Consider the following 24,132-nt stretch of genomic DNA (forward strand, 5'->3'; position numbering starts at 1 on the left):
CGCTCCTGTGTGTGGCGCGGGCGGTCGGTCAGGCTTCTGCGTGGAGCCAGCAGGCGACGCTGCGGTCGCTGCCGGGCGTCGGCGGGGCGAGGACCGGCACGCGCTGGTCGCACGGTTCGAATTTCTTGGGGCAGCGCGGGTGGAAGGCGCACCCGTTCGGCATGGCGGTCAGGTCGGGGGGCGAGCCGGGGATGCCGGTCAGCTCCCTGCGGGGGCCGTGCAGTGCCGGGAACGAGTGCAGCAGCCCGTCACTGTACGGGTGGTTCGCCGACTCGTAGATCTCCTTGCTGTCGGCCTCCTCCACGATTCTGCCGCCGTACATGATCGCGATGCGGTCGGAGAACTCGATCAGGAGCGAGATGTCGTGCGTGATGAAGACGACCGAGAAGTCCAGCTCGGCGCGCAGGCGCGTGAGCTGGCGGAGGATCTGGCGCTGCATCACGACGTCGAGCGCCGTGGTGGGCTCGTCGAGGATGACGATGTCCGGGTCGAGCGCCAGGGCCATGCCGATCATGACGCGCTGGCGCATGCCGCCGGAGAGCTGGTGCGGGTAGCTGCCGAGCCGGTCCCGCGAGATGCCGACGAGGGCGAGGAGTTCGGCGGCGCGGGCGTCGCGGGCGGCGCGGCTCATGTCGGGCCGGTGCGCCTTGAGGACGTCCGTCAGCTGGGCGCGCACGGTGTGCACCGGGTTCAGGGAGTTCATGGCGCCCTGGAAGACCAGGGAGATCTCCTGCCACCTGAACGCGCGCAGCTGCTCGTTCCCGAGGCCGAGGATGTCGATCGGCTCGCCCTTGCGCGGGTGGTAGATGACCTCCCCGCCCGTGATGACGCCGGGCGGGGACAGCAGGCGGGTCACGGCGTAGGCGAGTGTGGACTTGCCGCTGCCTGACTCCCCGGCGAGGCCGAGGACCTCGCCGCGGTGCAGGGTGAGGTTGATGTCGCGGACGGCGTGCACCGCCTTGTCCCCGAGGCCGTAGTTGACGTCGAGGCCGCGTATGTCGAGAACGGCTGGTGCGGTCATGGCCGCTTCCCCTTTCCGTTGGAGCGGGCCGGTGGCGTGGGCGGCTCCGTCGGGGGGAGCTTCTGCACGGCGGCGTGCCGGGGGGCACCGGTGGCGGGGCGCTCGTCACGGAGCACGGGTGTGAAGCCGACGCGCATCTTGACGGACCGCTCGCCGCGTCCCTGGCTGCGCAGCCGGGGGTTGATGAACTCGTCGATGCCGAAGTTGATCAGCGACAGGGCCGTGCCGAGCAGCGCGATGCACAGACCGGCGGGAACGAACCACCACCAGGCGTCCTGGGCGAGCGCCTGGTTGCTCTGGGCCCAGAACAGCACGGTGCCCCAGTTCCAGTTCGAGATGTCGGCGATGCCGATGAAGGCGAGCGTGATCTCGGACAGGACGGCGAAGATGACCGTGCCGATGAAGCCGGACGCGATGACCGGCGTCAGGTTGGGCAGCAGCTCGAAGACGATGATGCGCCAGGTGGACTCGCCGGTGGCGCGGGCGGCCTGGACGTAGTCACGGCCGCGCAGCGACAGGGTCTGGGCCCGCAGCACGCGCGCGCCCCACGCCCAGGAGGTGAGTCCGATGACGAGGGCGATGACCAGGTCGCTGGTGTCGGGCAGGAAGCTGGTGATGATGATGATCAGCGGCAGGGCGGGGATGACGAGGAAGACGTTGCTGAGCGAGGACAGCACGTCGTCGCCGACACCGCCGAGGTAGCCGGCCGTCACGCCGATGAGGACACCGAGCACGGTGGCGATCAGGGCGGCGAGCAGGCCCACCAGCAGCACGCCCCGGGTGCCGACGAGGATCTGCGAGAAGATGTCCTCACCGGTCTGGGTGGTGCCGAACGGGTGGTCCCAGGAGGGGGACTGGAGCAGGTCCTCGCTGCGCGCCGACGGGTCGTACGGCGCGAGCCAGTCGCCGAAGAGCGCCATGAGCAGGAAGACGGCGAGGATGCCCAGGCCGATGGCGGTCTTGCGGTTGCGCAGGAAGCGGAACCTGTCGCGGCGCGGGGCCGCCGCCTCGTCTGACGAGGCGACGGCGGATTCGGTGGCTTGCAGGGCCATGGCGTTACCCCTCCCGCCGGGTGCGTGGGTCGAGCAGCAGATAGACGATGTCGGCCACCAGGTTCGCGGCGAGCACCGCCAGGGTGATGAACAGGAAGACGCCCTGCATCAGCGGGTAGTCCTTCGCGCTGACGCCCTGGTAGAGGATGTAGCCGATGCCCGGGTAGGAGAAGACCATCTCGACGAGCAGGGTGCCGCCGACGATGAACCCGAGGGACAGCGCGAAGTTGGAGATGTTCGGGAGGATGGCGTTGCGCGCGGCGTAGGAGAACATCACGCGGCGCTCCGACAGGCCCTTGGCCTGCGCGACCAGCACGTAGTCCTCCGCGGTCACGGAGACCATCATGTTGCGCATGCCGAGGATCCAGCCCGCGATCGAGCTGATGATGATCGTGACACCGGGCAGCACGCCGTGGTAGAGGGCGCTGCCGATGAAGTCGAAGTCCCAGCCGGGCACGAACTCGTTGCTGTAGCCGCCGGACGCGGGGAACCACTGCCACTGCACCGCGAACACCGCGATGGCGATCAGCCCGAGCCAGAAGTAGGGGATCGCGGCGAAGAAGGTGGTGATCGGCAGGATCGAGTCGAGCCAGGAGCCGCGGCGCCAGCCGGCGAGGATGCCGATGCCGGTGCCGAGGACGAAGCTGAGGACGGTGGTGATGCCCATCAGCGTCAGCGTCCAGGGCATGGACTGGCTGATGATGTCGGAGACGCCGGTCGGGAAGTAGGTGAACGACGTGCCGAGGTCGCCGTTGAACAGGTTGCCCCAGTAGTCCATGTACTGCTGCCACAGCGACGTGTCGTTGTCGAGGCCGAAGAGGACCCGCAGCGAGTCGATGGCCTCGGTGCTGAGCTGACCCTGGTACCGGTTGATCAGGGACTGGACCGGGTCGCCGGGCATGAGCCGGGGGATGAAGAAGTTGATCGTGATGGCGGCCCACGCCGTGGCGGCGTAGAAGAGCACGCGCTGGACGAAGTACCTCACGCCGTGGCCCCCTTGTCCACCGGGCGGGCGTCGGCCTTGTCGAGGTCGTCGGCGTACAGCCAGCAGGCGGCCCACTGGCCGCCGGGCAGGTCGAAGCGCGGCGGCAGCTCGGTGCGGCACCGTTCCATGGCCTTCGGGCAGCGCGGGTGGAACCGGCAGCCGGCCGGCGGCCTGATGAGGCTCGGCGGCTCGCCCGCCTTGTCGTCGTCCTCGGAGGCGACGACGGCCTCGCTCACCGCGTCGGCGGCGGCGGTGGGCGCGCCCGCCGGGGCACCGGGGGTGACGGCGATGCGGTCCGGGTCGGGCGCCGAGCCGATGAGGAGCTGCGTGTACGGGTGCGCGGGGCGCTGGGTGACGGTCTCGCTGTCGCCGCCCTCGACCATGCGGCCCGCGTACATCACCAGGGTCTCGTCGGCGAAGTACCGGGCGGACGCGATGTCGTGGGTGATGTAGAGGATCGCCAGGTTGAGGCGTTCCTTCAGGTCGCGCAGCAGGTTCAGGATGCCGAGGCGTATGGAGACGTCCAGCATGGAGACCGGCTCGTCGGCGAGCAGGACCTGCGGGTCGGCGGCCATGGCGCGGGCGATGGCGACGCGCTGGCGCTGTCCGCCGGACAGCTCGTGCGGGAACGAGTCGATGTAGCGCTCGGGCGGCGTCAGGTGGACGCGGCCGAGGAGTTCCTTGAGCGCCTTGTCGAGGTCGGCGGAGGTCTTCCCGGCGCGCTTGTGGATGCGCAGGGCGCGGGTGAGGTGGTACCGGATGGTGTGCGTCGGGTTCAGCGAGCCGAAGGGGTCCTGGAAGATCATCTGGACCTGGCGGCAGTAGGCGCGGAACGCGCGCCCGCGCGCGGCGCGTACCGGCTTGCCCGACAGCAGGAGTTGCCCGCCGGTGGCGGGGTAGAGCTGGGCGAGGAGCCGCGCGATGGTGGACTTGCCTGAGCCGGACTCGCCGACGACCGCGGTGACGGTGCCGCGGCGCAACGTGATGTTGACGGCGTCGACGGCGTGGACGACCGGCCGGTCGCGGTCGGCGAGGTTGCGCAGCGTGCGGCGGACTGCGAAGTGCTTGCTGAGGTCCCTGGCCTCCAGCACGACTTCACGGTCCGTCAGCGGCACTTCGACCGTAGGTGGTTCGGGAGTTTCGGGCATGACTTGGTGTCCTGTCGTACGAGGGCGAGAGGGCGCCCGCCCCCGCCGCGGTGCTGGCGCGGTCCGGGTGCGGCGGGGGCGGGCGGTCTGGGCGGACCCGGCGGGGTCCTTGTCACTCGGGCCTTGTCAGGCGGTCCTCGTCATCGGGGAGCCTGAATCACAGGTGGCCGACGATCCGTTCTGGGGGAAACGTTCCGTCAGTTGGCTGCTTCAAGGTTCAGGACGACCTCCAGGGCACCGCGCTGGGTGGGCTGCGGCGGGGCGTACGGGTCCTCCTCCGTCGGCCAGCCGGTCCAGTTCCTGGTGCTGTACTCGGCGCCGATGGGACCGGCGACGGTCGGGATCATCGGCACCTGGTCGACGAGGATGCGCTGGAGCTCGTACAGCGCCTCGTTGCGGGCGTTGTCGTCGGTCGCCTCGCGGTACTCGGCGAGCGCGGCGGTCGCCTCGTCGTTCTGGAAGCGGCCGAAGTTGCCGCCGGGGGACGCCTCGCCGATCGGCTTGTACAGGTCGCCGTCCATGATGTTGGCGTACATGTCGTACGGCGTGGCGCCGGTGTTGGTCCAGTGCAGCGTGGCGTCGAAGCCACCGGCGTTGACCGCGTCGGTCCACGCGTCGACGGTCTGCGTCTCGACGCTGGCCTCGATGCCGATCTCGGCGAGGTTGTCGCGGATGATCGACAGCGCGGTCAGGTAGTCGGACCAGCCGGCCGGGTCGGTCAGGGTCAGCGTGACCGGGTCGCCCTCGGGGGTGCGCAGGGTGTCGCCGTCCAGCTCGTAACCGGCCTCCTCCAGCACCGCGCGGGCGCCTTCGACGTCCGGCTCCGCGACCTGGCCCTGGAACTCGGGGGCGACGAACGACTCGCCGGCGGGCAGCGGCAGACCGGTCGGGTTCTCCAGCAGCGGGTACAGACCGGCGTGGGCCACCGAGCTGATGTCCGACCGGTTGATGACCATGGACATGGCGCGGCGCAGCGCCGGGTCGTCGAACGGGGCGCGCTCGTTGTTGATCCACAGACCGTGGATGCCGAGGCCGGTCGGGAACCACAGCTTGTGGTTCTCCGGGTCACGCTCGACGAAGACGCTCTCGTAGTCGGGCATGAAGACGTAGGACCATTCGCTGTCGCCGTTGGCGAGCGCGGTGGTCTGCGCGTTGTTGTCGTTGTACGACGTGTAGCGCAGCTCCTCGACCTCGGGCAGGTCCTGCCAGTAGCTGTCGCGGCGGACCAGCGTGACCGTCTGCGGGGTGAAGGTGTCGATGGAGTAGGGGCCGGTGCCGACCGGCTCCTGGTCCTCGTACATCTCCGGGGCCTCGACCTCGGACCATATGTGCTCGGGCACGATGTAGGTGTCGAGGATGCGCGTCTGGTTGACGAACTGCGACGACTCGAAGGTGACGGTGACGGTGTTGCCGTCGACCGCGACGTCCGAGAAGGGCAGGCCCGCGGTGTTCAGCGCGTCCGTGTTCATCAGCAGGTCGAAGGTGAACGCGATGTCCTCGGCGGTGAAGTCCTCACCGTCCGCCCAGGTCACGCCCTCACGCGCGGTGATGGTGACCTGGGTGAAGTCCTCGCTGAACTCCCACGACTCGGCGAGCCACGGGTCCGGGTCCTGGTCGGGGCGGACCGGGTTGGTCATGGCGAGGGGTTCGTAGATCATCGCGCGGTAGCCGAGGGAGGCGCCGGCGGAGGTGTCGAGGAAGGGGTTGCTGTTGTTGGTCTGCGGGCCGTTCGGCATGCCGACGTTCAGCACACCGGTGCCGCCACCGCCGCCGGGGCCCGACGCCCCTTCGCTGCCGCCACCGCCACAGCCGGCGATGACCCCGAGCGCGATGAGGACGCTCGTCGCGGTGGTGAGCGTTCTGCGTGAACGCGTACGGACTCTCATGTTCTGGAACCTCCCGTAGGGCAATGCTGTTCTCTCGGCGCCGTGTCGTGTGCACTGTCCCGATGGCGCTGGGACCGGCGCCGCGTGCGTAATACGCGGTCCTGCGGTGGCGCGCCGCCCGGCGGCGCTGTGGGGGTGCGGTGGTGCGGGGTGGTGCTGGTGGTACGGGGTGGTGCGTGGAGGGACCGTCAGCCCGGCGCGGACGACCGGACGACGAATTCGGTGGGCAGCACGACCGGTTCGGTGTCCAGCGGGATCACTCCGCCGAGGTGGTCGAGCATGCGCCGGGCCGCCGTCTCCCCCATCGCCCGCATGGGCTGGCGGACGGTGGTGAGGGGCGGTTCGGTGTAGGCCGCGATCGGGATGTCGTCGAATCCGATCACGGCCACGTCGTCCGGGACCCGGCGACCGGCTCCCCGCAGGGCGTGCAGGGCGCCGGTGGCGCTGAGGTCGTTGTGCGCGAAGACGGAGTCGAAGTGCAGTCCGTCGGCCAGCGCGCGTTCGATCTGGGTCTGTCCGCTGCGGACGGTGAAGTCGCCGGGGAGGACGTACTTCTCGGTCAGGGCCACGCCGTTCTCGCGCAGCACCCGTCCGAAGCCTGTGAGCCGGTCCTGCACGCAGCCGAAGTGCCGGGGCCCCGTAAGGGTGAGCGGGGCGCGGCGCCCGGAGGCGAGCAGGTGGTGCGCCGCCGCGGCGGCGCCCTCGGCGTTGGTGGTGGCGACCGAGGGGAACTCGGGGCGCTGCCCCCGGTCGTCGATCATGACGAGCGGCAGGCCCTGGTGGTGGAGCGCGGCGATCATGCGGAGCGTGTTCTCCGGCTCGATGACCAGCACCCCGTCGAAGGCGCGGGCGGACACCTGGCTGGTGAACTGCGCCATGGACACCTCACCGCGGTTGCAGGTGAAGAGGAGGAGGCCGTAGCCGGCGGCCTCCACCGTGTCGGCCACGCCCTGGACCATCTCGCCGACCCAGGGCCAGGTCAGGGACGGTACGAGCATCGCCAGCGTGCGGCTGCTGCCCCGGGCGAGGCCGACGGCGCGCGAGCTGGGGACGTACCCCAGTTCCGCGATGACGGCCCTGACGCGGTCAGCGGTCTCCGAGTCCACCTCGCCCTTGCCGTTGAGCACGCGCGAGACGGTGGTCTTGCTGACCGCCGCGGTACGCGCGACGTCGGCGATGGTGACACGCATGGACTGGGCTCCTCGGGCACATGAGGGCTGCCGTCCGACTCGGCGGCAGCGCCGACACCGGTTCCGGAACCGGTTCCGGCGATGTTGCGTGGGAGTTAACCGGCTCGCCCGAAACCCGTCAAGAGATGGCGGGTCAATCTTTCGAGGGCCACTCAGGCGCGCACAAGCTTTCAAAGCTTGAACGCGGAAAACGTTGCACCCGGACTGACCAGCACCGCTGTTTCATGGTCACGATGACATCTCGTTCCACGCTCCCTTGCGTGACACCCCTGTTGCCGCTGGTGGGAGACGGTATGCAGGTTTGCGCAGCGTGCCCACGGGGCAACAGGCCTCGATTCGGTAACGGTACGGACCAGGCCGCCGCCCGCCCCCCTCCCCTCACCGCTCCCGCCCGTACGGTCACGTGCTGTGAGCGCCCCGCGCGGCGGCGCGGAACCACGCATGCCGCGCCGCCGCGCGCGGTACCCGCATGCGGGCGCGCCGTCCCGCCGGGGCAGCCGGGTCCGCCATCCGGCGGACCCGGCCGGCCGGACGGCCTGTCGCCCGGGGAGACCCCCGCCGCGCCTGGCAGCGTGCCCGGTACGGCGCACCCCGGCGGGGGCCGGGCAGCCCCCAGGAGAGCCGGGCAGCCCATGAGAGCCGGGCAGCCCATGAGAGCCGGATTGAGGAGCGCAGATGCAGATCGGTTACAAACTCGCGTCCGAGGCGTTCGGTCCTGACGAGCTCGTGCGGCAGGCGGTGCTCGCCGAACGGGCGGGCTTCGACTTCGTCGAGATGAGCGACCACTTCCACCCGTGGCTCGACAACCAGGGCCACTCGCCCTTCACCTGGACGGTGTTCGGCGCCATCGCGGCGAAGACCGACCGGATCGGTCTCGCGACCGGCGTGACCTGCCCGACCGTCCGCTACCACCCGGCGGTCATCGCCCAGGCCGCCGCCACCCTCGCCCTGCTCTCCGGCGGCCGGTTCACCCTGGGCCTCGGCGCGGGCGAGCGGCTGAACGAGCACGTCGTGGGCCCCGGCTTCCCCGAGTCCGTGCCCGAGCGGCACGAGAGGCTGCGCGAGGCGGTGGAGATCATCACGCTGCTGTGGCGCGGCGGTTACCGCAGCTACGAGGGCAAGCACCTGCGCCTGGCGGACGCCCGGGTCTTCGACCTGCCGGACGAACCGCCGCTGATCGCGCTGGCCGCGGGCGGGCACGAGGCGGCCACGCTCGCCGCCGAGACGGGCTGCGGCCTCTTCGCCACCGAGCCGCGCCCCGAGCTGGTCGACACCTACCGGCGGTCGGGCGGTGACCTGCCGCGCTACGCCGAGGTGCCGCTGGCCTGGGCGCAGGACGAACGCACCGCCGCGCGCGCCGCGCTGGAGACCAACCGCTGGGGCGTCACCGGCTGGAAGGTGATGAGCGAACTGCCCAACCCCGTGAACTTCGAGGCCGCCACCACCACGGTGCGCGAGGAGGACATGCTGAAGCAGTTCGCGTGCGGCGGCGACCCGGACCACCATGTCGCGATGGCGCGGAAGTTCGCGGACGCGGGCTTCGACCGGCTGGTCCTGATGAACGCGGGCCCCGACCCCGACGGGTTCATCGAGTTCTTCCGCGACGAGCTGGCGGGCCGCCTGCGCGACCTCAGCCCGCGTGCGGCGAAGGTCTGACCCGGGTCGGCACGGACGGGCGGGGCGGGGTACGCCGGTACCCCGCCCCGCCCGCGCCGGGCGCGCTCAGTGGGCGGTGCCGGTCCGCCACAGGACGCGGCCGTCCGCCGCGCGGACGACCACGTCGCCGTCCGCCCGCACCACCAGCGCGGCGCCGGGGTTGCCGCCCGTGCCGGTGCTCCACAGGACCGCGCCCGCCACGTCCACGAGCACCAGTGACCCGTCCTCGCGCAGCTCGCCGCGCACCCCCGTGCTCCCCGCCATCCCCGCGTCCCAGAGGCGGTTCTCGTTCTCGTCGCGGACGACGAGGTTGTTGTCGGCCTCGTACCGCAGCCGCGCCGTGCCCGAGCTGACGACCTCGCCGCGCGCGATGATCGCGGGCGCGGTCACCACCCGGTCCCGCGGCGGGCCGCCGCCCGGCGGGACCGCCCCCTCGGCCAGCAGCTTCAGGGCGGTGAGCGAGGGCGTGAACGCGTACACCCCGCCCTCGGTGCGGACGAACTGGCGCAGGCTCAGTTCCGCCGCCCCGTCGCCGTCCCGGCCGCCCGCGGGGAACGAGACGGTGCCGTCGCGCCCCAGCACCGCGTCCCGGCCCACCGAAGGCTCCCTGCTGGGGAAGTCGTGGCCGTCGATCCAGGTGCGCTGGACGAACTCGAACTGCGCGACGAGATCGGCCTGGTAGGACACGAAGACGAGCCCGCGCGGGGCGTCGGGGCCGTTCCCGCCGCCCGCGGCCGGGTCGAAGGGCAGGCCGAACGGGATGCCGCGCCGCATGATGCGCCGCCCGTCGAGCGCCCCCTTCTGCTCCAGCGCCGCGTCGTCGTCGGCGTTCACCTTGAGCCCGTCCCGGGGGTTGCACTTGCGCATGTGCGAACACAGCGGGGTGACGCGGCCCTCGAAGTCGTCGGCGAACGTCACGTCGTTGTCCCCGTCGTCGGCGAGGACGGACGCCGGGTCGGCGTCGCGGTACTTGGCGACCGGCGCGCCGGAGCGCCAGCGCCCGAAGAGGCGCGCCGCCAGCCACTCCGAGCCGGCGTCCTCCGGGACCGCGCCCGCCTCCTTCAGCACCCGTAGCTGGTCCGCGACCTGCGCCCACCAGCCCGGCACGTCCTGGGCGAGGCGGCGCACCACCTGGAACGATCCGTCGGCCATCCAGTCGGGCAGGTAGGGACCGAGCCGGTGGTCGGCCGGGTGCCCGTGCACGATCTCGCCCGCGGGCAGCACACGGGTGCCCGGCTTGCCGCGCTGGTGCTGCGGGTCGTCCGGGTCGCGCTCGTCGAAGCCGTCCACGGCGGGCTGGCTGATGCCGTCCTTGAAGCCGAAGTGCTCCTTGCCGCGCCGGGCACCGGTGAGCGTCGCGCCGTACTGTTCGAACGACACGGTCACCCGGTGCGTCGCGGCCTCCTGGCGTTCGCGGGCCAGCGCCGCGTGCAGGTCCTCGACCCGGTCGGCGGCCACGGTCAGCACCGCGTGGACGGGCAGGGTGTGGCCCGCGCCGAAGAGCCAGCCCGACGGGTCGTTCGCCCCGGTGTCGCCGAGCGACGCGGCGCGGGCGGCCATGCCCTGGACGAACGCCTCCTGCGTGCTGCCCTTCGGGACGTCCGCGTACGGGGCGCCGCCGACGAGGGTGACGAGCCCCGGGTGCGTGAAGCTGACGGAGCGCCAGACGGCGTTGAGGTTGCGCGGGTCGTCGCCGCCCGAGTTGCGCCGGGCCCGGCTGAAGACCGCGTTGAACGCCGCGACGTCGCGTGTCGTGGCGACGCGGTGCCGGAGGCGCCCCAGCCAGCGGCGGGCGCGCTCGCCGCTGCCGAAGGTCAGGAACAGCAGCTGGACGTGGTCCTTCTTGAACCCGGCGAGCACGTCGCCCTGGATCTCGGTGCTGCGGCGCAGCGGCAGGTCGGGCCGGGGGGCCGGCTCGCCGGCCTGTTCCGGTACGTGCGACGGCGCGAGCGTGACGTCGGGGTGCGCGGGCACGGTCGGCGCGGGCGCGGGTGCCGCTGTGGAAGGGGCGGCGGTGGTGACGGCGGCGGCGGATGTGGCGTCGTCCGGCTTCGTGACGGTGCCCGCCTGTCCGGACGCGGGCGTGGCGGATGTGAACCCCATGGAACTCCCCCGTTGTGCTTCAGATCCCCGATGCGGCCGCGCCGGTGCGGGCCGGCCGCCTGCCCGAACGTATCCATCCGCTGGTCACGCTGTGTGCGGTCGGGCGGTCAATCCACTCGTTCGAGCGAACCGGGCGCGTGGGCGGACCGGTCAGGACGTCAGGGCCGCGAGCCGGCGCTGCGCCGGGTGCAGGGAGCGGCGCGCGCGGTGCAGGCCGGTCCAGGGGTCGCCGCGCCCGGCGAGCCGGTCCGGCAGGGTCCGCAGCGTCCAGTCGCGCGGCCCGAGCCCGGGGTCGTCCACCTCGTCCCAGCTCAGCGGGGTGGCGACCGGCGCGTGCGGCCTGGCGCGCACGGCGTACGGCGCGACGGCCGTCTGCGCGTAGCCGTTCCGCTGGGTGTCGAGGTAGAGGCGGCCCGCCCGGCGGTTCTTGCGCGCCTCGGTGGTCAGCCGGTCGGGGTGGCGGGCGGCGAGGATGCCGGCGACGTCGCGGGCGAAGCCGCGGACCGTGTCGAAGTCGCTACGCCCGTCCAGCGGGACGAGGACGTGCAGGCCGCGCGAGCCTGTGGTCATGACGACGGGCCGCAGGCCGAGGTCGGTCAGCAGGCCGCGCAGTTCCTTGGCCGCCCAGCGGACCGTGCCGAAGTCGGCGCGTGGCCCGTCGCCGCCCTCGCCCTCGGAGGGCGGGTCGAGGTCGAACACCAGCCGGTCGGGGCAGTCGAGGCCGCCGGTCCTGCTGAGCCAGACGTGCGGCGTGATGCACGCCTGGTCCGCCAGGTACGCGAGGGTCGGCGCGTCGTCGCAGACGGCCATGGTGAGGCTGCCGCCCTCCTTGGGGACCTCCTGCCGGTGCACCCAGTCGGGGAAGTGGGCGGGGATGTCCTTGTGGAAGAACGACCTGCCCGCGTAGCCGTCCGGGTACCGCTCCATGGAGACGGGCCGGTCACGCACGTACGTGAGCATCGGCCGGGCCACCGCGCGGTAGTAGTCGAACAGTTCCGCCTTGGTGATGCCGTCCTCGGGGAACATCTCCTTGTCCGGGTGGGACAGGGGCACCTGCCGCCCGCCGACCCGGACCTCCTGCCGCTTGCGTGCGCTCACCGCCCCCGGGTTCCCCGCGTGCCGTGGCGCAAACGGCGGCGCCGGGCGGCCGGCGACGGCGGGTTTTGGCGGCGCGGACGTCGGTTACCCGCCCCGGGAGCGCGGTGGAGCAGTCGGACATTCCCGGTCTGCCCCCGCGACACACCGGACAACCCCGGACGAGAAGGCGACAACGCCGGAGGAAAGGCAGGCATCCCATGCGCATCGCGTTCCTGGTGGCGCCGGAAGGCGTCGAACAGGTCGAGCTGACCGAGCCCTGGCGGGCGCTGACCGAGACGGGCGAGACCCCGCAGCTGGTCTCCACGAAGCCGGGCCACATCCAGGCGTTCAAGCACCTGGACCACGGCGACACGTTCCCCGTGGACCGGACCGTCGACCAGGTGACGGCGAAGGACTACGACGCCCTCGTCCTGCCCGGCGGCGTGGCCAACCCCGACGCGCTGCGGCTCGACGAGCGCGCCGTCGCCTTCGCGAAGGGCTTCTTCGACGCGGGCAAGCCGGTCGCGGCGATCTGCCACGCGCCGTGGACCCTGATCGAGGCGGACGTGGTGCGCGACCGCACCATGACCTCGTGGCCCAGCCTGCGCACCGACCTGCGCAACGCCGGGGCGAACTGGGTGGACGAACGCGTGGTCGTCTGCACGAGCGGGCCGAACACGCTGGTCACCAGCCGCAGGCCGGACGACCTGCCCGCCTTCGACGAGGCGATGCTGAACGAGTTCGGGAAGGCGATCGCATGAAGCTCGACATCCTCGAACCCCTCCTGAGCAGGCCGGGGCCGTGGGCGTCCGTGTACGTGGACACCTCGCGGACCTCGGAGAACGCGGTGCGGATCGGCGAGTTGCAGGCGCGCGACGCCTACGACCGGCTCGGCGAGCAGGGCGCCGACGAGGCGACCCGCCGCGCCGTCCGCGCGACCGTGGACGGCCTCGACCGCGAGCACCTGGGCCACGCCGTGTTCGCCACGGACGGCGAGACCGTGCTGTCGGTCCCGCTGACGGACCCGCCGCTCTCGCCGCCGCTGACGGACTGGGCGCCGCTGGCCAGGCTCGGCCCGCTGCTCGACCACGGTGGCCCGGAACCGCGCTGCCTGGTCGCGTTCGTCGACCGCAGGGGCGCCGACTTCGAGCTGCGCGGCATGCGGCGGCACCCGGCGGACGCGGGGCACGTCTCCGGCCGCCAGTGGCCGATCCACCGCACCGCGCGCGACGACTGGGGCGAGCGGCACTTCCAGCTGGCCGTCGAGAACACCTGGGAGGAGAACGCCCGGGAGACCGCCGACGTGCTGGCGTCGGAGGCCGCGCGGACCGGCGCGGAGATGATCGTCATCGCGGGTGACGAGCGCGAGCGGCGCTCGGTGTGGGAGCAACTGCCCGAGCCGCTGCGGCAGATCGCGTACGAGGCGGAGTCCGGCGGCCGTGCCCCGGGCGCGGACAACACGCTGCTGGACGCACAGATCGACGCGGCGCGCGTGGACATCGCGCGGCAGCGGGCGGCGGAGACGCTGGACCGCTTCCAGGCCGGGCGCATGCCGTCGTACGGCGACTCGGCGGAGGGCGTGCCCTCGCTGGTCGACGCGGCGCGCGAGCACCGGCTGGACACACTGCTGATGCGTGTCGGCGGCCCCGACCTGCACCGCGACGTCTGGGTCGGCCGCGACCCCGACCAGATCGCGGTGCGGCGCACGGACGCCGAGGCCCTGGGCGTGTACGACCCGTGGGCGGTGCGGGCGGACGACGCGCTGCTGCGCTCGGCGGCGGCGACCGGCGCCGACGTGGTGCCGCTGCCCGCCGAGGCGGACGCGCGGGACGAGGCGCTCGGCCCGCCGCTCGGCTCGATGGAGTACCCGTCGGGCGGGCTCGGCGGCCTGCTGCGCTGGCCGTACCAGGACGGCGTGCCCGGCGGTGGCCACCGCGCGGTGCCGTGAGCACCGGCGCGGGCGCCGCGGCCCGGCGGGACGGGTGGCCGGAACCGGCCGCCGCCCGCCGGCGCGCCGCCGTCCACGGCGTTACGCGCGGGACCGTGCGGGTACCCGCGCTCGGAATCGGACCCCGGCCCCGGCCGGGATGCAGGGAGGCTCGGACATGACCGCGACCATGGACACGACCACGGACCAGTTCCTGGCAGATCTGGCGCAGCAGCTGCGGGTGGACTCGGTGCGCGCCACGTCGGGCGCCCACTCGGGCCACGCGACGTCGTCGATGTCCGCCGCGGACCTGATGTCCGTGCTGCTGGCGCGGTACTTCCGCTACGACTTCGACTGGCCCGACCACCCGGGGAACGACCATCTGATCTTTTCCAAAGGGCACGCGTCGCCGCTGCTGTACGCCATGTACAAGGCGGCGGGCGTGGTGACCGACGAGGAGCTGATGACGTTCCGCACGCTCGGCAGCCGCCTCGAAGGGCACCCGACGCCGCGCCTGCCCTGGGTGGACGTGGCGACCGGCTCCCTGGGGCAGGGCCTGCCGATCGGCGTCGGCGTGGCGCTGACCGGCCGCAGGCTGGACAGGATGCCCTACCGGGTGTGGGTGCTGTGCGGCGACAGCGAGATGGCTGAGGGCTCCGTCTGGGAGGCGTTCGAGCACGCCGGGTACGAGAAGCTGGGCAATCTCACGGTGGTCGTGGACGTGAACCGCCTCGGCCAGCGCGGCCCGACCCGCCACGAGTGGGACCTCGACGCGTACGCCCGCCGCGCCCAGGCGTTCGGCTGGCACACGATCGAGGTGGACGGGCACGACATCGCCGCCGTCGACGCCGCCTACGCCGAGGCCGCGGGCGAGGAGGACCGGCCGACCGTCATCCTGGCGCGTACGCGGAAGGGCCGCGGCGTGAAGGCCGTGGAGGACCAGGAGGGCAAGCACGGGAAGCCGGTGCCCGACGAGACCGAGGCCATCGCCGAGCTGGGCGGCATCAGGGATCTGCGGGTGGACGTCGAGCGGCCGCCCGCCGCCACGGCGCCGCGCCGCGCGCAGGGCGTCCACACGCGCATGCCGCGCTACGGGATGGGCGAGCCCGTCGCGACGCGCAACGCGTACGGCGACGCGCTGACGGCCGTGGGCGAGGTGCGCGAGGACGTGGTGGCGCTGGACGGGGAGGTCGCGGACTCGACGCGCTCCGGCGTGTTCGCCGAGAAGTTCCCCGACCGCTTCTTCGAGTGCTACATCGCCGAGCAGGAGATGGTCGCGACGGCGGTGGGCATGCAGGTGCGGGGCTGGACGCCGTACGTCTCGACGTTCGCCGCGTTCCTGACGCGCGCGCACGACTTCCTGCGGATGGCGTCGGTCAGCAGGGCGAAGCTCAGCGTGGCCGGGTCGCACGCGGGTGTGGCGATCGGCGAGGACGGGCCGTCGCAGATGGCGCTTGAGGACCTCGCCATGTTCCGCTCGATCCACGGCAGCACCGTGCTGTACCCGTGCGACGCGCACCAGACGGGCCACCTGACGGCCGCCATGGCCGATCTGGACGGCATCAGCTACCTGCGGACGTCGCGGGGCAAGATGCCGGTGATCTACGGGCCGGACGAGGAGTTCCCCGTGGGCGGCAGCAAGCTGCTGCGGGCGTCGTCCGACGACGTGGTGACGGTCGTGGCCGCGGGGGTGACCGTGCACGAGGCGCTGAAGGCGGCCGACGAGCTGGCCGGCGAGGGCATCCGCGTGCGCGTGATCGACCTGTACTCGGTGAAGCCGGTGGACGTCGCGACGCTGCGCGAGGCGGCCGACGTGACGGGCTGCCTGCTGACGGTGGAGGACCACCACCCCGAGGGCGGGATCGGCGACGCGGTGTTCGAGGCGTTCGGCGACGGGCGTCCCGTGCCGCGGCTGCTGCGGCTCGCCGTCAGCTCCATGCCGGGCTCGGCGACGGAGGCGGAGCAGCTGGAGGCGGCGGGCATCGACGCCTCGGCCATCGCCACGGCGGTCCGCCGCCAGGCGGCGGGCCACGGCACCGTCTGACGCCGGTCCAGGTCGTGTCGTGCGGATCGTGGCGGATCGGTCCGCGTCGTCGGACGCCGTGCGTCGCGAGGCACCGGATCGCCACCCGTACCGGGCGTACCCGGGCGACGCGGCACCGCGGCGAAGTGCGGTGACCGGCGGCGCGCGCCAGGCACGACCCGAACGACGGCTTAGGACACGGCCTGGCCGCCGGCCCGTCCGCCGCTGTGGGCGAGGGTGGCGGCCAGGACGCGTTCCGCGGTCTGTTCGACGGCCGGGAGTGCGGCGAGCACCGTGCGGGCGCGTGCCGTGAGGTCGGCGGCCGAGGTGATGCCCAGGTCGGCCAGCGCGGCGTGGAAGGCGGGCTCCAGCTCGCGGCGCAGCGCGGCGGGCGCGTCGGCGTCCAGCGCCGTGTGGCAGCGCGCGAACGTCGCGGCGATCCAGAACATCACCTCGCGGTGCCGCCCCTGCCGGATCAGCCGCAGGCTGCCGTCCACGGCGATGGGCCTGGCGGCGGGCGTCAGGTCCGAGCTGAAGAAGAACGGGGTGCGGGCGACGGCGGCCGTCGCGTCGAAGGTGCGCGCGAGGGCGTGCAGGTGCTCCTCCGCGCGCCGCGCCGTGAGGTCCTGACAGCCGAGCAGCGTGAGCAGTTCCTCGTACGCGTCGCCGAGCCCATGGGCGGTGAGCAGTTCGCGGGCGGCGAGGTAGCGCAGCCGTACGGTCGGGTTGCGCAGACCGGCGACGAGGACGACGTGCGTGGTGACGCCCGTGGGGAACAGCCACGCCAGCACGGTCTGCGGCCAGGGCGCGGCGGTGGGGTCGAAGCCGGTCAGGGCGCGGGCGACGTTGCCGCGCGCCTCCGCCCAGCGGCGGCGCACCCAGCGCGGCTCGGCGAACGCGCGGCCCACCTCCGTCCGCAGCCGTCCCAGCTCGCCCGTGGGGTCGGCGAGCACGGTGTCCCCCACCGCGAGATCCGCGCGGAACGCGCCCGCCAGGTGGTAGGAGCCGAGCACGTCCGCCGGGGAGGCGAGGCGGGCGTGCGGCAGGTAGGAGACTTCGAGGAGCGCGCCGCCGTACAGGAACTTCCCCGGCTTGTGGCCCTCGGGCAGCTCGTCCAGGACGACCATCACGTCCGTGTCCGAGCCGACCGGGACCTCCGCGCCGGGCGGCAGCGACAGCGTCGAGCCGGTCAGGTACGCGCCACGGAAGCCGGGCAGCCGGCTCCCGTGGCGCGCGACCCAGTCCGCCGCCGCGCCCCTGGCGTCTCCGGCCAGCACCGGGCCGTCAGCCCGCCCGGTCGAAGTGGGCGGCGGCCAGGTACTCGGGCTTCGGGTCGAGGGCGGCGGCCAGCCGGAAGTGCCGCAGCGCCTCGTCGCCGCGCCCGGCGCGCTGGAGCGTGCGGGCGAGCGCGAAGTGCGCGAACGGGTTGTCGGGCTCGCGCTCAAGCACCAGGCCGAACTCCAGCTCGGCGGCGCGCAGCTGCGCCGCGAGGAAGAAGGCGCGGGCGCGCAGCAGACGCGCGGCGGTGTTCTCGGGGTGCGCGCTGACGACGGGGTCGAGCAGCTTGAGGGCGCCGCGCGGGTCGCGGGCGTCGAGCAGGTGCTCGGCCGCGCGGTAGGCGATGACGTTGGTCTCGGGAGTGGCTTCGGGCACGGGAGTCTCCTTGCGCTCGCTGCCGGACGGGCCCCGCGGGTGTCCGGGGTTCCGAGCCGGGGAACGTTGCCGACCGGGGGGTTATTCCCCCTGCGGGCCCGTTCCCGCACCTCCGGTCACGGCGGCGGCCCGCCGGGCGGGGGCGGGGGGCCGCGGCTAGCCTGGGGGATCATGGCCACGTCCGACGCCCCGTCGCCCCGTACGCAGTCGCCCGACGGCCTGCCGCCGCGGCGCCGCATCCTCGTCCTCGCGATCTGCTGCATGAGCCTGCTGATCGTCAGCCTCGACGTGACCGCGCTGAACGTCGCCCTGCCGTCACTGGGGCGCGAGCTGGACGCGGACATCTCGGGGCTCCAGTGGACGGTGGACATCTACACGGTGGTCATCGCGTCGTTCCTGATGCTGTCCGGCTCGACGGCGGACCGGGTGGGGCGGCGCCGGGTGTTCATGACGGGCCTGGTGGTCTTCGTGACGGGCTCGGTGCTGTGCGCCCTGGCGCCGGGCCTGGGGTGGCTGGTCGCGTTCCGCGCGGCGCAGGCCGTGGGCGGGTCGATGCTGAACCCGGTGGCGATGTCGATCATCACCAACACGTTCCGCGACCCGAAGGAGCTGGCGCGGGCGATCGGCGTGTGGGGCGGTGTCGTCGGCATCTCGATGGCGGTCGGGCCCGTGGTCGGCGGCGCGCTGGTGCAGTCGTTCGGCTGGCGGGCGATCTTCTGGATCAACCTGCCGATCGGGCTCGCGGCGCTGTTCCTGACGATGCGGTTCGTGCCGGAGTCGCGGGCGCCGCGCCCCAGGCGTCTCGACCCGGTGGGCCAGCTGCTGGTGATCGTGGTGCTCGGCGGGCTGACGTTCGGGATCATCGAGGGCGGCAAGGAGGGCTGGACGTCGCCGCTGCTGGTGGCGCCGGTGGCGCTGGCGGTGGCCGCGCTGGTCGCGCTGCTGGTGTACGAGCCCCGGCGCGCGCAGCCGCTGCTTGAGGTGCGCTTCTTCCGGAGCGCACCGTTCAGCGGGGCGTTCGGCATCGCGATCGCGGCGTTCGCGGGCCTGGGCGGCTTCCTCTTCCTCAACACGATCTACCTCCAGGACGACCGGCACCTGTCGGCGCTCGACGCGGGCCTGCACCTGCTGCCGATGGCGGCCGTGACGCTGTTCTTCTCCCCGCTGTCCGGCTACCTGGTGGGGCACATCGGCCCGCGGGTGCCGCTGCTGCTGGCCGGCACGGCGATCACGGCCAGCGGCGTCCTGCTGACCCGGCTGCACCCGCACACGTCGCTGCCGCTGCTGTTCGCCGCGTACGCGCTCTTCGGCATCGGCTTCGGGCTGGTCAACGCGCCGCTGACCAACACGGCGGTGACCGGCATGCCGCGCTCGCAGGCGGGCGTGGCGGCGGGCATCGCCTCGACGGGGCGGCAGATGGGGTCGGCGCTCGGCGTGGCGGTGGTGGGCACGGCGCTCGGCGCCGGTTCGCAGACGGCGGGCTGGTGGATCATCGCGGCCTGCGGGCTGCTGGTCCTGGCGATGGGCGCGCTGACCACCGGCCGCTGGGCCAGGGGCACGGCGGAACGGGCGGCGGAGGCGCTGCCGGAGGAGTCGGTGCCGATCGCGCAGCAGCGCCCCGGCGCGTGAGCCTGGGCGTACGCGTCCGTGAAACACGCGTGTCACGCGCGGGAGTTATGCTCCAGCTCCCATGATCATCACAGGAGCCATGGCCGCCTGAGCCCGCGGCCGTGGCGGGGCCCGGACGCCCCGGTCCACGGCGTCCGGCGGTACCCCGGCCCGTGATCCCGACGCCGTGGACCCCTTGCCGGTCTGTTGGCCTCGGTTGATGACGGGAGCGTGCGCGATAACACTTCGCATATGGCTGAGCAGCGCGGGAGCAGCCACCACCCAGGTGATCCGGATGCTGCGCGACAATCCGGACGCCCACCCGGTCCGCGTCCACGGGACGAACGTCGATCCCGCCGCGCCCGCCCTGGCGGCGTGCGACGTGGCGGAGGTCGAGCCCCACCGGGTCTCCGACGCGGAGTACGCCGACTTCGCCCTCGACTTCTGCCGGCGGCACGGCATCGACGTGCTGATCCCGCCCCGGCGGCTGGACGCCCTGGCGCCGCGCACCGCCGACTTCGCCGCGGCCGGGACCCGGCTGATGACATCGTCACCGGCCGCCATCAGGGTGCTGACCAGCAAGAGCCGCACGTACGAGACCGCCCGCGCCATCGGCGTGCCGGTGCCCGACTGGCGGGTCGTGTCGGACGCGGACGGGCTGCGGGCGGCGGTGGCGGAGCTGCGCGCGGCGGGCGGGCCCGTCTGCATCAAACCGGCGGGCGAGTACTCCGCGTTCGGCTTCCGCATCCTGGACGACGGGCCGCCGAGCCTGCGCGACCTGCTCCAGCCGGCGAGGCCCCTGGTGTCGGTCGGGGCGGTCGCCGAGGCGCTGGAACGGGCGGCGCAGGCGCGCGAGAAGGTGCCCCGGTTCATCGTGATGCCCTACCTGGACGGCCCCGAGGTGAGCGTGGACTGCCTCTCCGCGCCCGGCGGGGAGCTGCTGGCGGCGGTGCCGCGCGCCAAACAGGGCCGCTACCGGCTGCTGCTCGACGACCCCGAGGCGGCGCGGATCGCCCGGCTCGTCGTCCGGCACTTCGGGCTCGCCTACCTGTCCAACGTCCAGCTGCGCCACTGGCACGGACGGCCGGTGCTCCTTGAGGCGAACCCACGGCCGTCCGCCGGGATCTTCCAGACGGCCTTCACCGGCGTCAACCTGCCCTGGGCCGCCGTCCGGCTGCTGCGCACGGGGGACGCAGGGCCGCTGTCGGGGCTGCGCCTCGGCGGCCGGGTGGCCGTGACGGAGGTGGCGACCGAGGTGCGGGAGGTCACGCCGGGCGTGGTCAGGCAGCGGACCGCGCACCCGGGCGAGCTGGCGGCCACCGCCTGACGTACCGCGCCCCGGCCCCTGTCGCAGGGGCCGGGGCGCGCGGCTCAGGCCGGGGGCGGCGCGGTCGTCCCCCTCGGCACGAAACGCACGGCGGGCGACCAGCGCGGCGTGACGGGCACCCCGTCGATCAGTTCGAGGACCGACAGGGCCACCGACACGCCGTAGTCGTGCACGTCACCCCGCATCACCGACAGCGCGGGCGACGCGAGCTGGCACATCGCCGAGTCGTCCCAGGCGATCAGCGACAGCTGGTCGGGCACGGACACGCCGAGGTCCTTCGCGAGCCCGAGCCCGGCCAGGGCCATCACGTCGTTGTCGTACATGATGGCCGTCGGCCGCCCGGGACGGCTCAGCAGCTGCGCGGTCAGCACCGCGCCGGCCTCGGCCGAGTAGTCGCCCTCGACCAGCACCGGCTCGATCCCCGCCGCGCGGCAGCTCGCGACGTACGCCCGTGTCCTGGCGCGCGTGTGCAGCAGTGCGCCGGGGCCCGTGACGCGGGCGATCCGCCGGTGGCCCAGGCCGGTCAGGCGGCCGAACGCCTCGCGGACCGGCCCGACGTCGTCCGTCGGCACCGCCGGGGTCTCCGGATCGGCCGCCCACGTGCCGACGACCAGGTACGGCAGCCGCAGGTCGCGCAGCACGCCCGGCCTGCGGTCGCCCTCCGCCAGGTTGACGACCACGACCGCGTCGACCAGGCCGTGCGTGGCCCAGCGCCCGTACGTGGCGATCTCCGCGTCGTGCGAGGGCACCACGTGGAGGAGGACGGACAGCCCGCGCCCGGCGAGCGTCTCCTCGATCCCCGCGATGAACTCCATGAAGAACGGCTCGACGCCCAGCAGCCGCGCCGGGCGCGCGAGCACGAGCCCCACGGCTCCCGGCCGGCTCACCCGATGCCGTCCGCCCCGGAGGCCGCCAGCGAGTTGACGCTGCGCAGCACGAGCGGTCCGGTGAACTCCGCCGGATCGACCTCGGCGGCGGTGCGCACGGTGAAGCTGTGCGTCTCGCCCGGCAGCAGGCTCACCAGCATCTCGTCGGCCTCGGCGTCGGGGGCGACCCGGTCGGCGAGCAGGGCGACGTCGCGGGCGAACGAGCGTGCCCGCACGTCCACGCGGTAGCCGCCGGGCACGGCGGTCGCCTCTGCGTCCAGGGCGGCGGGGTCGTACGCGAGGTCGGGGTCCTCGGCGAAGAGGTGGACCGCGCGGGCGGTCTCCTCCGGGCCCTCGGGTCCCGTGGTGGCCACGAGCACCTCCCCGGCCGCGTCGGCCGGGGTGACCAGCGCGTCGGCGAGTTCCAGCACGACGGCCGAACGGGCGGCCGCGTCGAGGGGCAGCGTGGCGGTGGCGAGGACGTCGCCGCCGAACGTCACGCGGCGCACGGTGACGGGGCCGCGCCACGGCTCGCCGGTGTCGTTGACCGCCACGAGGGCGGGGCGGCCGTCGCGCGGCTGGACCGTCAGCAGGCGGGGGGCGTACGCGTGGCGCAGGCCGTACCACAGCGGCTTGCGGCGGCCCTCGCCGTCGACGGCGGCCCAGGAGGTCACCGGCCAGCAGTCGTTGAGCTGCCAGACGAGGGAGCCGGCGGTGCGCGGCCACCAGGAGCGGAAGTGCTCGATGCCGAAGCGCACGGCGCGCGCCTGGTTGAGCTGGGTGGCCCAGTGCCAGTCGGCGAACGTGGCGGGGGCGGGCAGGTGCGGCGCCATGCCGCGGTCGAGCTTGCCGTTGCCGTCCTCGGCCTTCTGGTGGAGGAGGAAGCCGGGCGAGGTGGGGGTCAGCGGCTCGTCGTGCACCCAGTCGGTGAGCGTGCGCCAGGTCGCGGGGCCCTGGAAGCCGAACTCGGAGGAGAAGCGCGGGATGTTGTCGCGGTACGCGGTGTAGTCGACGCGGTTCCACACCTCCCACTCGTGGCGGGTGCCGTGGTCCTCGTCGTTGGGGTGCTTGTCCTCGGGGGTGAAGCCGGGGCTGTAGGGGCTGCCGTCGGAGTAGGCGCGGGTCGGGTCCAGCTCGGCGACGATGGAGGGGAACAGCTCGGTGTAGTAGCGGCGGCCCCAGGTGCGGCCGTCGAGGGGCTCCTGCCAGTTCCAGTCGATCCAGCCCCACAGGTTCTCGTTGCCGCCGTTCCACAGGGCGAGCGAGGCGTGGGAGGTGAGGCGGGCGACGTTCTCGCGCGCCTCGGCCTCGAACTCGCCCCACAGCGGCTCTTCCTCGGGGTAGGCGGCGCAGGCGAGGAGGAAGTCCTGCCAGACGAGGACGCCGCGCTCGTCGCAGACGTCGTAGAAGTCCTCGGTCTCGTAGATGCCGCCGCCCCAGATGCGGAGCATGTTCATGTGGGCGTCCACGGCCTGGTCCACGCGGCGTTCGAGGCGTTCGCGGGTGATGCGGGTCAGGAAGTGGTCGTCGGGGATCCAGTTGGCGCCCTTGGCGAAGATCCGCACGCCGTTGACGACGAAGGTGAACGGGGTGCCGGTCTCGTCCGGCGTGGTGTCCACGGTGACGGTGCGGAAGCCGACGCGCCGCTCGGCGCCGTCGAGCCGCCCGGCGGCCGAGGCGAGGGTGACCTCCAGGCCGTAGAGCGGCTGCTCGCCGTAGCCGACGGGCCACCACAGGCGGGCGCCGGGGACCTCGACGGTGACGGTCGCGGTGTCGGACCCGGCCGGGACGGTGGCCTCGGCGCGGCGGCCGTCGACGGTGGCGGTCAGCGTGAGGTCGGCCGCGTCCTCCAGGCCGGAGCGCTCGACGCGGACGTGGACCTCGACGCGTCCCGTGCCGTCGTCGGCGACGGTGACCAGGGGCCGCACCTCGGCGAGCCGTGCGGTGCGCCAGCGCTCCAGGCGGACCGGCTTCCAGATCCCGGCGGTCTGGAGGTCGGGGCCCCAGTCCCAGCCGAAGCTGCACGCCATCTTGCGCACCATGTTGAACGGGTGGCCGTACGCGCGGGGGCGCTCGCCGAGGCGCTTCTCGACCTCCTCGGCGTGGACGAGCGCGGAGCGGAAGGTGACGGCGAGGGGCGCCGGGGTGCCGTCCAGGACGTCGCGGACGTCGAAGCGGTGGGTGCGGAACATGTTCGCGGTCTCGCCGAGCACCCGTCCGGCCAGCTCGACGGTGGCGACGGTGTCGAGGCCCTCGAAGACGAGGTCGATCCGCTCGTCCGGCGCCGCGGCGGGCGCCTCGACGGTGGTGTCGTACCGCCAGTCGGTGCGGTGCGCCCAGACCAGCTCCTCCTCGACGCGGTCGAGGTAGGGGTCGCGGATGAGACCGGCGGACAGCAGGTCGAGGTGGGCGCTGCCGGGGACCTGGGCGGGCAGGCTGCGGCCCGCGACGGTGTCGGGGACCGGCCCGGCGACCGCCGTGAGGCGCCAACCGTCGTGCAGGGCGTGGCGGATCATCGTGAACACTCCCAAGAACGTGTCTCTCGCCGTCGGCGCGGCCAGAGATTCTTACGCAGCTGAACAAAGTAAGTCAACAGGGGCGGAGGTGCCC

Annotated in this window: 18 protein-coding genes; 6 read left to right on the forward strand and 12 right to left on the reverse strand. The window is 73.3% G+C overall.

Annotation, left to right across the window (positions count from 1 at the left end; translation table 11 throughout):
* Nucleotides 1-28: 28 nt before the first annotated feature.
* The 6 genes from ACL02R_RS16235 to ACL02R_RS16260 all read right to left on the reverse strand — a co-directional run bounded on the left by ACL02R_RS16235 (nt 29) and on the right by ACL02R_RS16260 (nt 7,282).
* Nucleotides 29-1,021 carry an ABC transporter ATP-binding protein gene (locus ACL02R_RS16235; protein WP_412797618.1) on the reverse strand — a complete coding sequence of 331 codons (993 nt, stop codon included), beginning with the start codon at nt 1,019-1,021 and terminating at the stop codon, nt 29-31.
* Nucleotides 1,018-2,073, reverse strand: a complete 1,056-nt coding sequence (locus ACL02R_RS16240) for an ABC transporter permease (protein ID WP_412797619.1) — start codon at nt 2,071-2,073, stop codon at nt 1,018-1,020. Before ACL02R_RS16240 ends, ACL02R_RS16235 begins: the two co-directional genes overlap by 4 nt.
* A 4-nt stretch (nt 2,074-2,077) precedes the next feature.
* Complete coding sequence (locus tag ACL02R_RS16245) at nt 2,078-3,058, reverse strand: ABC transporter permease (protein ID WP_412797620.1); 981 nt, start codon at nt 3,056-3,058, stop codon at nt 2,078-2,080.
* Nucleotides 3,055-4,206: an ABC transporter ATP-binding protein gene (locus tag ACL02R_RS16250; RefSeq protein ID WP_412797621.1), complete on the reverse strand. Its 1,152-nt coding sequence runs from the start codon at nt 4,204-4,206 to the stop codon at nt 3,055-3,057. Before ACL02R_RS16250 ends, ACL02R_RS16245 begins: the two co-directional genes overlap by 4 nt.
* Nucleotides 4,207-4,403: 197 nt before the next feature.
* A complete protein-coding gene (locus tag ACL02R_RS16255; protein WP_412797622.1) occupies nt 4,404-6,092 on the reverse strand; it encodes an ABC transporter substrate-binding protein in 1,689 nt (562 codons plus the stop codon).
* 188 nt (nt 6,093-6,280) lie between these two features.
* Entirely contained in the window at nt 6,281-7,282 is a 1,002-nt protein-coding gene (locus ACL02R_RS16260) for a LacI family DNA-binding transcriptional regulator (RefSeq protein WP_412797623.1), read from the reverse strand.
* Nucleotides 7,283-7,957: 675 nt separating this feature from the next.
* Here ACL02R_RS16260 and ACL02R_RS16265 point away from each other — a divergent pair.
* Nucleotides 7,958-8,938, forward strand: a complete 981-nt coding sequence (locus ACL02R_RS16265) for a TIGR03557 family F420-dependent LLM class oxidoreductase (RefSeq protein ID WP_412797624.1) — start codon at nt 7,958-7,960, stop codon at nt 8,936-8,938.
* Nucleotides 8,939-9,004: 66 nt separating this feature from the next.
* On the opposite strand, the gene ACL02R_RS16270 is transcribed toward ACL02R_RS16265, so the two are convergent.
* Nucleotides 9,005-11,041: a Dyp-type peroxidase gene (locus ACL02R_RS16270; RefSeq protein WP_412797625.1), complete on the reverse strand. Its 2,037-nt coding sequence runs from the start codon at nt 11,039-11,041 to the stop codon at nt 9,005-9,007.
* 150 nt (nt 11,042-11,191) lie between these two features.
* Nucleotides 11,192-12,139 (reverse strand): non-homologous end-joining DNA ligase, encoded by a 948-nt coding sequence (ligD, locus tag ACL02R_RS16275; RefSeq protein WP_412797626.1) that lies wholly within the window; start codon nt 12,137-12,139, stop codon nt 11,192-11,194.
* A 197-nt stretch (nt 12,140-12,336) separates the two neighbouring features.
* Between ligD and ACL02R_RS16280 the strand changes: the two genes are divergently transcribed.
* The 3 genes from ACL02R_RS16280 to ACL02R_RS16290 all read left to right on the forward strand — a co-directional run bounded on the left by ACL02R_RS16280 (nt 12,337) and on the right by ACL02R_RS16290 (nt 16,089).
* A complete protein-coding gene (locus ACL02R_RS16280) occupies nt 12,337-12,879 on the forward strand; it encodes a type 1 glutamine amidotransferase domain-containing protein (protein ID WP_412797627.1) in 543 nt (180 codons plus the stop codon).
* Nucleotides 12,876-14,066 carry a Vms1/Ankzf1 family peptidyl-tRNA hydrolase gene (locus ACL02R_RS16285; RefSeq protein WP_412797628.1) on the forward strand — a complete coding sequence of 397 codons (1,191 nt, stop codon included), beginning with the start codon at nt 12,876-12,878 and terminating at the stop codon, nt 14,064-14,066. The genes ACL02R_RS16280 and ACL02R_RS16285 overlap by 4 nt, the downstream gene beginning before the upstream one ends.
* 157 nt (nt 14,067-14,223) lie before the next feature.
* A complete protein-coding gene (locus tag ACL02R_RS16290) occupies nt 14,224-16,089 on the forward strand; it encodes a transketolase (RefSeq protein WP_412797629.1) in 1,866 nt (621 codons plus the stop codon).
* Nucleotides 16,090-16,259: 170 nt separating this feature from the next.
* Here the strand turns inward: ACL02R_RS16290 and ACL02R_RS16295 are convergent, their stop codons facing one another.
* The gene (locus tag ACL02R_RS16295) at nt 16,260-17,345 is read right to left on the reverse strand and encodes a hypothetical protein (protein ID WP_412797630.1); all 1,086 of its coding nucleotides are present in this window, start codon (nt 17,343-17,345) and stop codon (nt 16,260-16,262) included.
* Between the two features lie 7 nt (nt 17,346-17,352).
* Nucleotides 17,353-17,721 (reverse strand): tetratricopeptide repeat protein, encoded by a 369-nt coding sequence (locus tag ACL02R_RS16300; protein ID WP_412797631.1) that lies wholly within the window; start codon nt 17,719-17,721, stop codon nt 17,353-17,355.
* 171 nt (nt 17,722-17,892) lie between these two features.
* On the opposite strand from ACL02R_RS16300, the gene ACL02R_RS16305 reads away from it, so the two are divergent.
* A complete protein-coding gene (locus ACL02R_RS16305) occupies nt 17,893-19,350 on the forward strand; it encodes an MFS transporter (RefSeq protein WP_412797632.1) in 1,458 nt (485 codons plus the stop codon).
* 199 nt (nt 19,351-19,549) lie between these two features.
* On the forward strand, nt 19,550-20,656 hold the full coding sequence (locus tag ACL02R_RS16310; protein WP_412797633.1) for an ATP-grasp domain-containing protein: 1,107 nt from the start codon (nt 19,550-19,552) through the stop codon (nt 20,654-20,656).
* A gap of 44 nt (nt 20,657-20,700) precedes the next feature.
* Here ACL02R_RS16310 and ACL02R_RS16315 read toward each other — a convergent pair whose 3' ends face one another.
* Together ACL02R_RS16315 and ACL02R_RS16320 are read right to left on the reverse strand one after the other, a co-directional pair.
* Complete coding sequence (locus ACL02R_RS16315) at nt 20,701-21,525, reverse strand: LacI family DNA-binding transcriptional regulator (RefSeq protein ID WP_412797634.1); 825 nt, start codon at nt 21,523-21,525, stop codon at nt 20,701-20,703.
* 14 nt (nt 21,526-21,539) lie between these two features.
* Nucleotides 21,540-24,038, reverse strand: a complete 2,499-nt coding sequence (locus ACL02R_RS16320) for a glycoside hydrolase family 2 protein (RefSeq protein ID WP_412797635.1) — start codon at nt 24,036-24,038, stop codon at nt 21,540-21,542.
* Between the last annotated feature and the right edge of the window lie 94 nt (nt 24,039-24,132).

This window comes from Streptomyces sp. MS19 (assembly GCF_047200595.1).
In the GTDB taxonomy this organism is placed as follows: Bacteria; Actinomycetota; Actinomycetes; order Streptomycetales; family Streptomycetaceae; genus Streptomyces.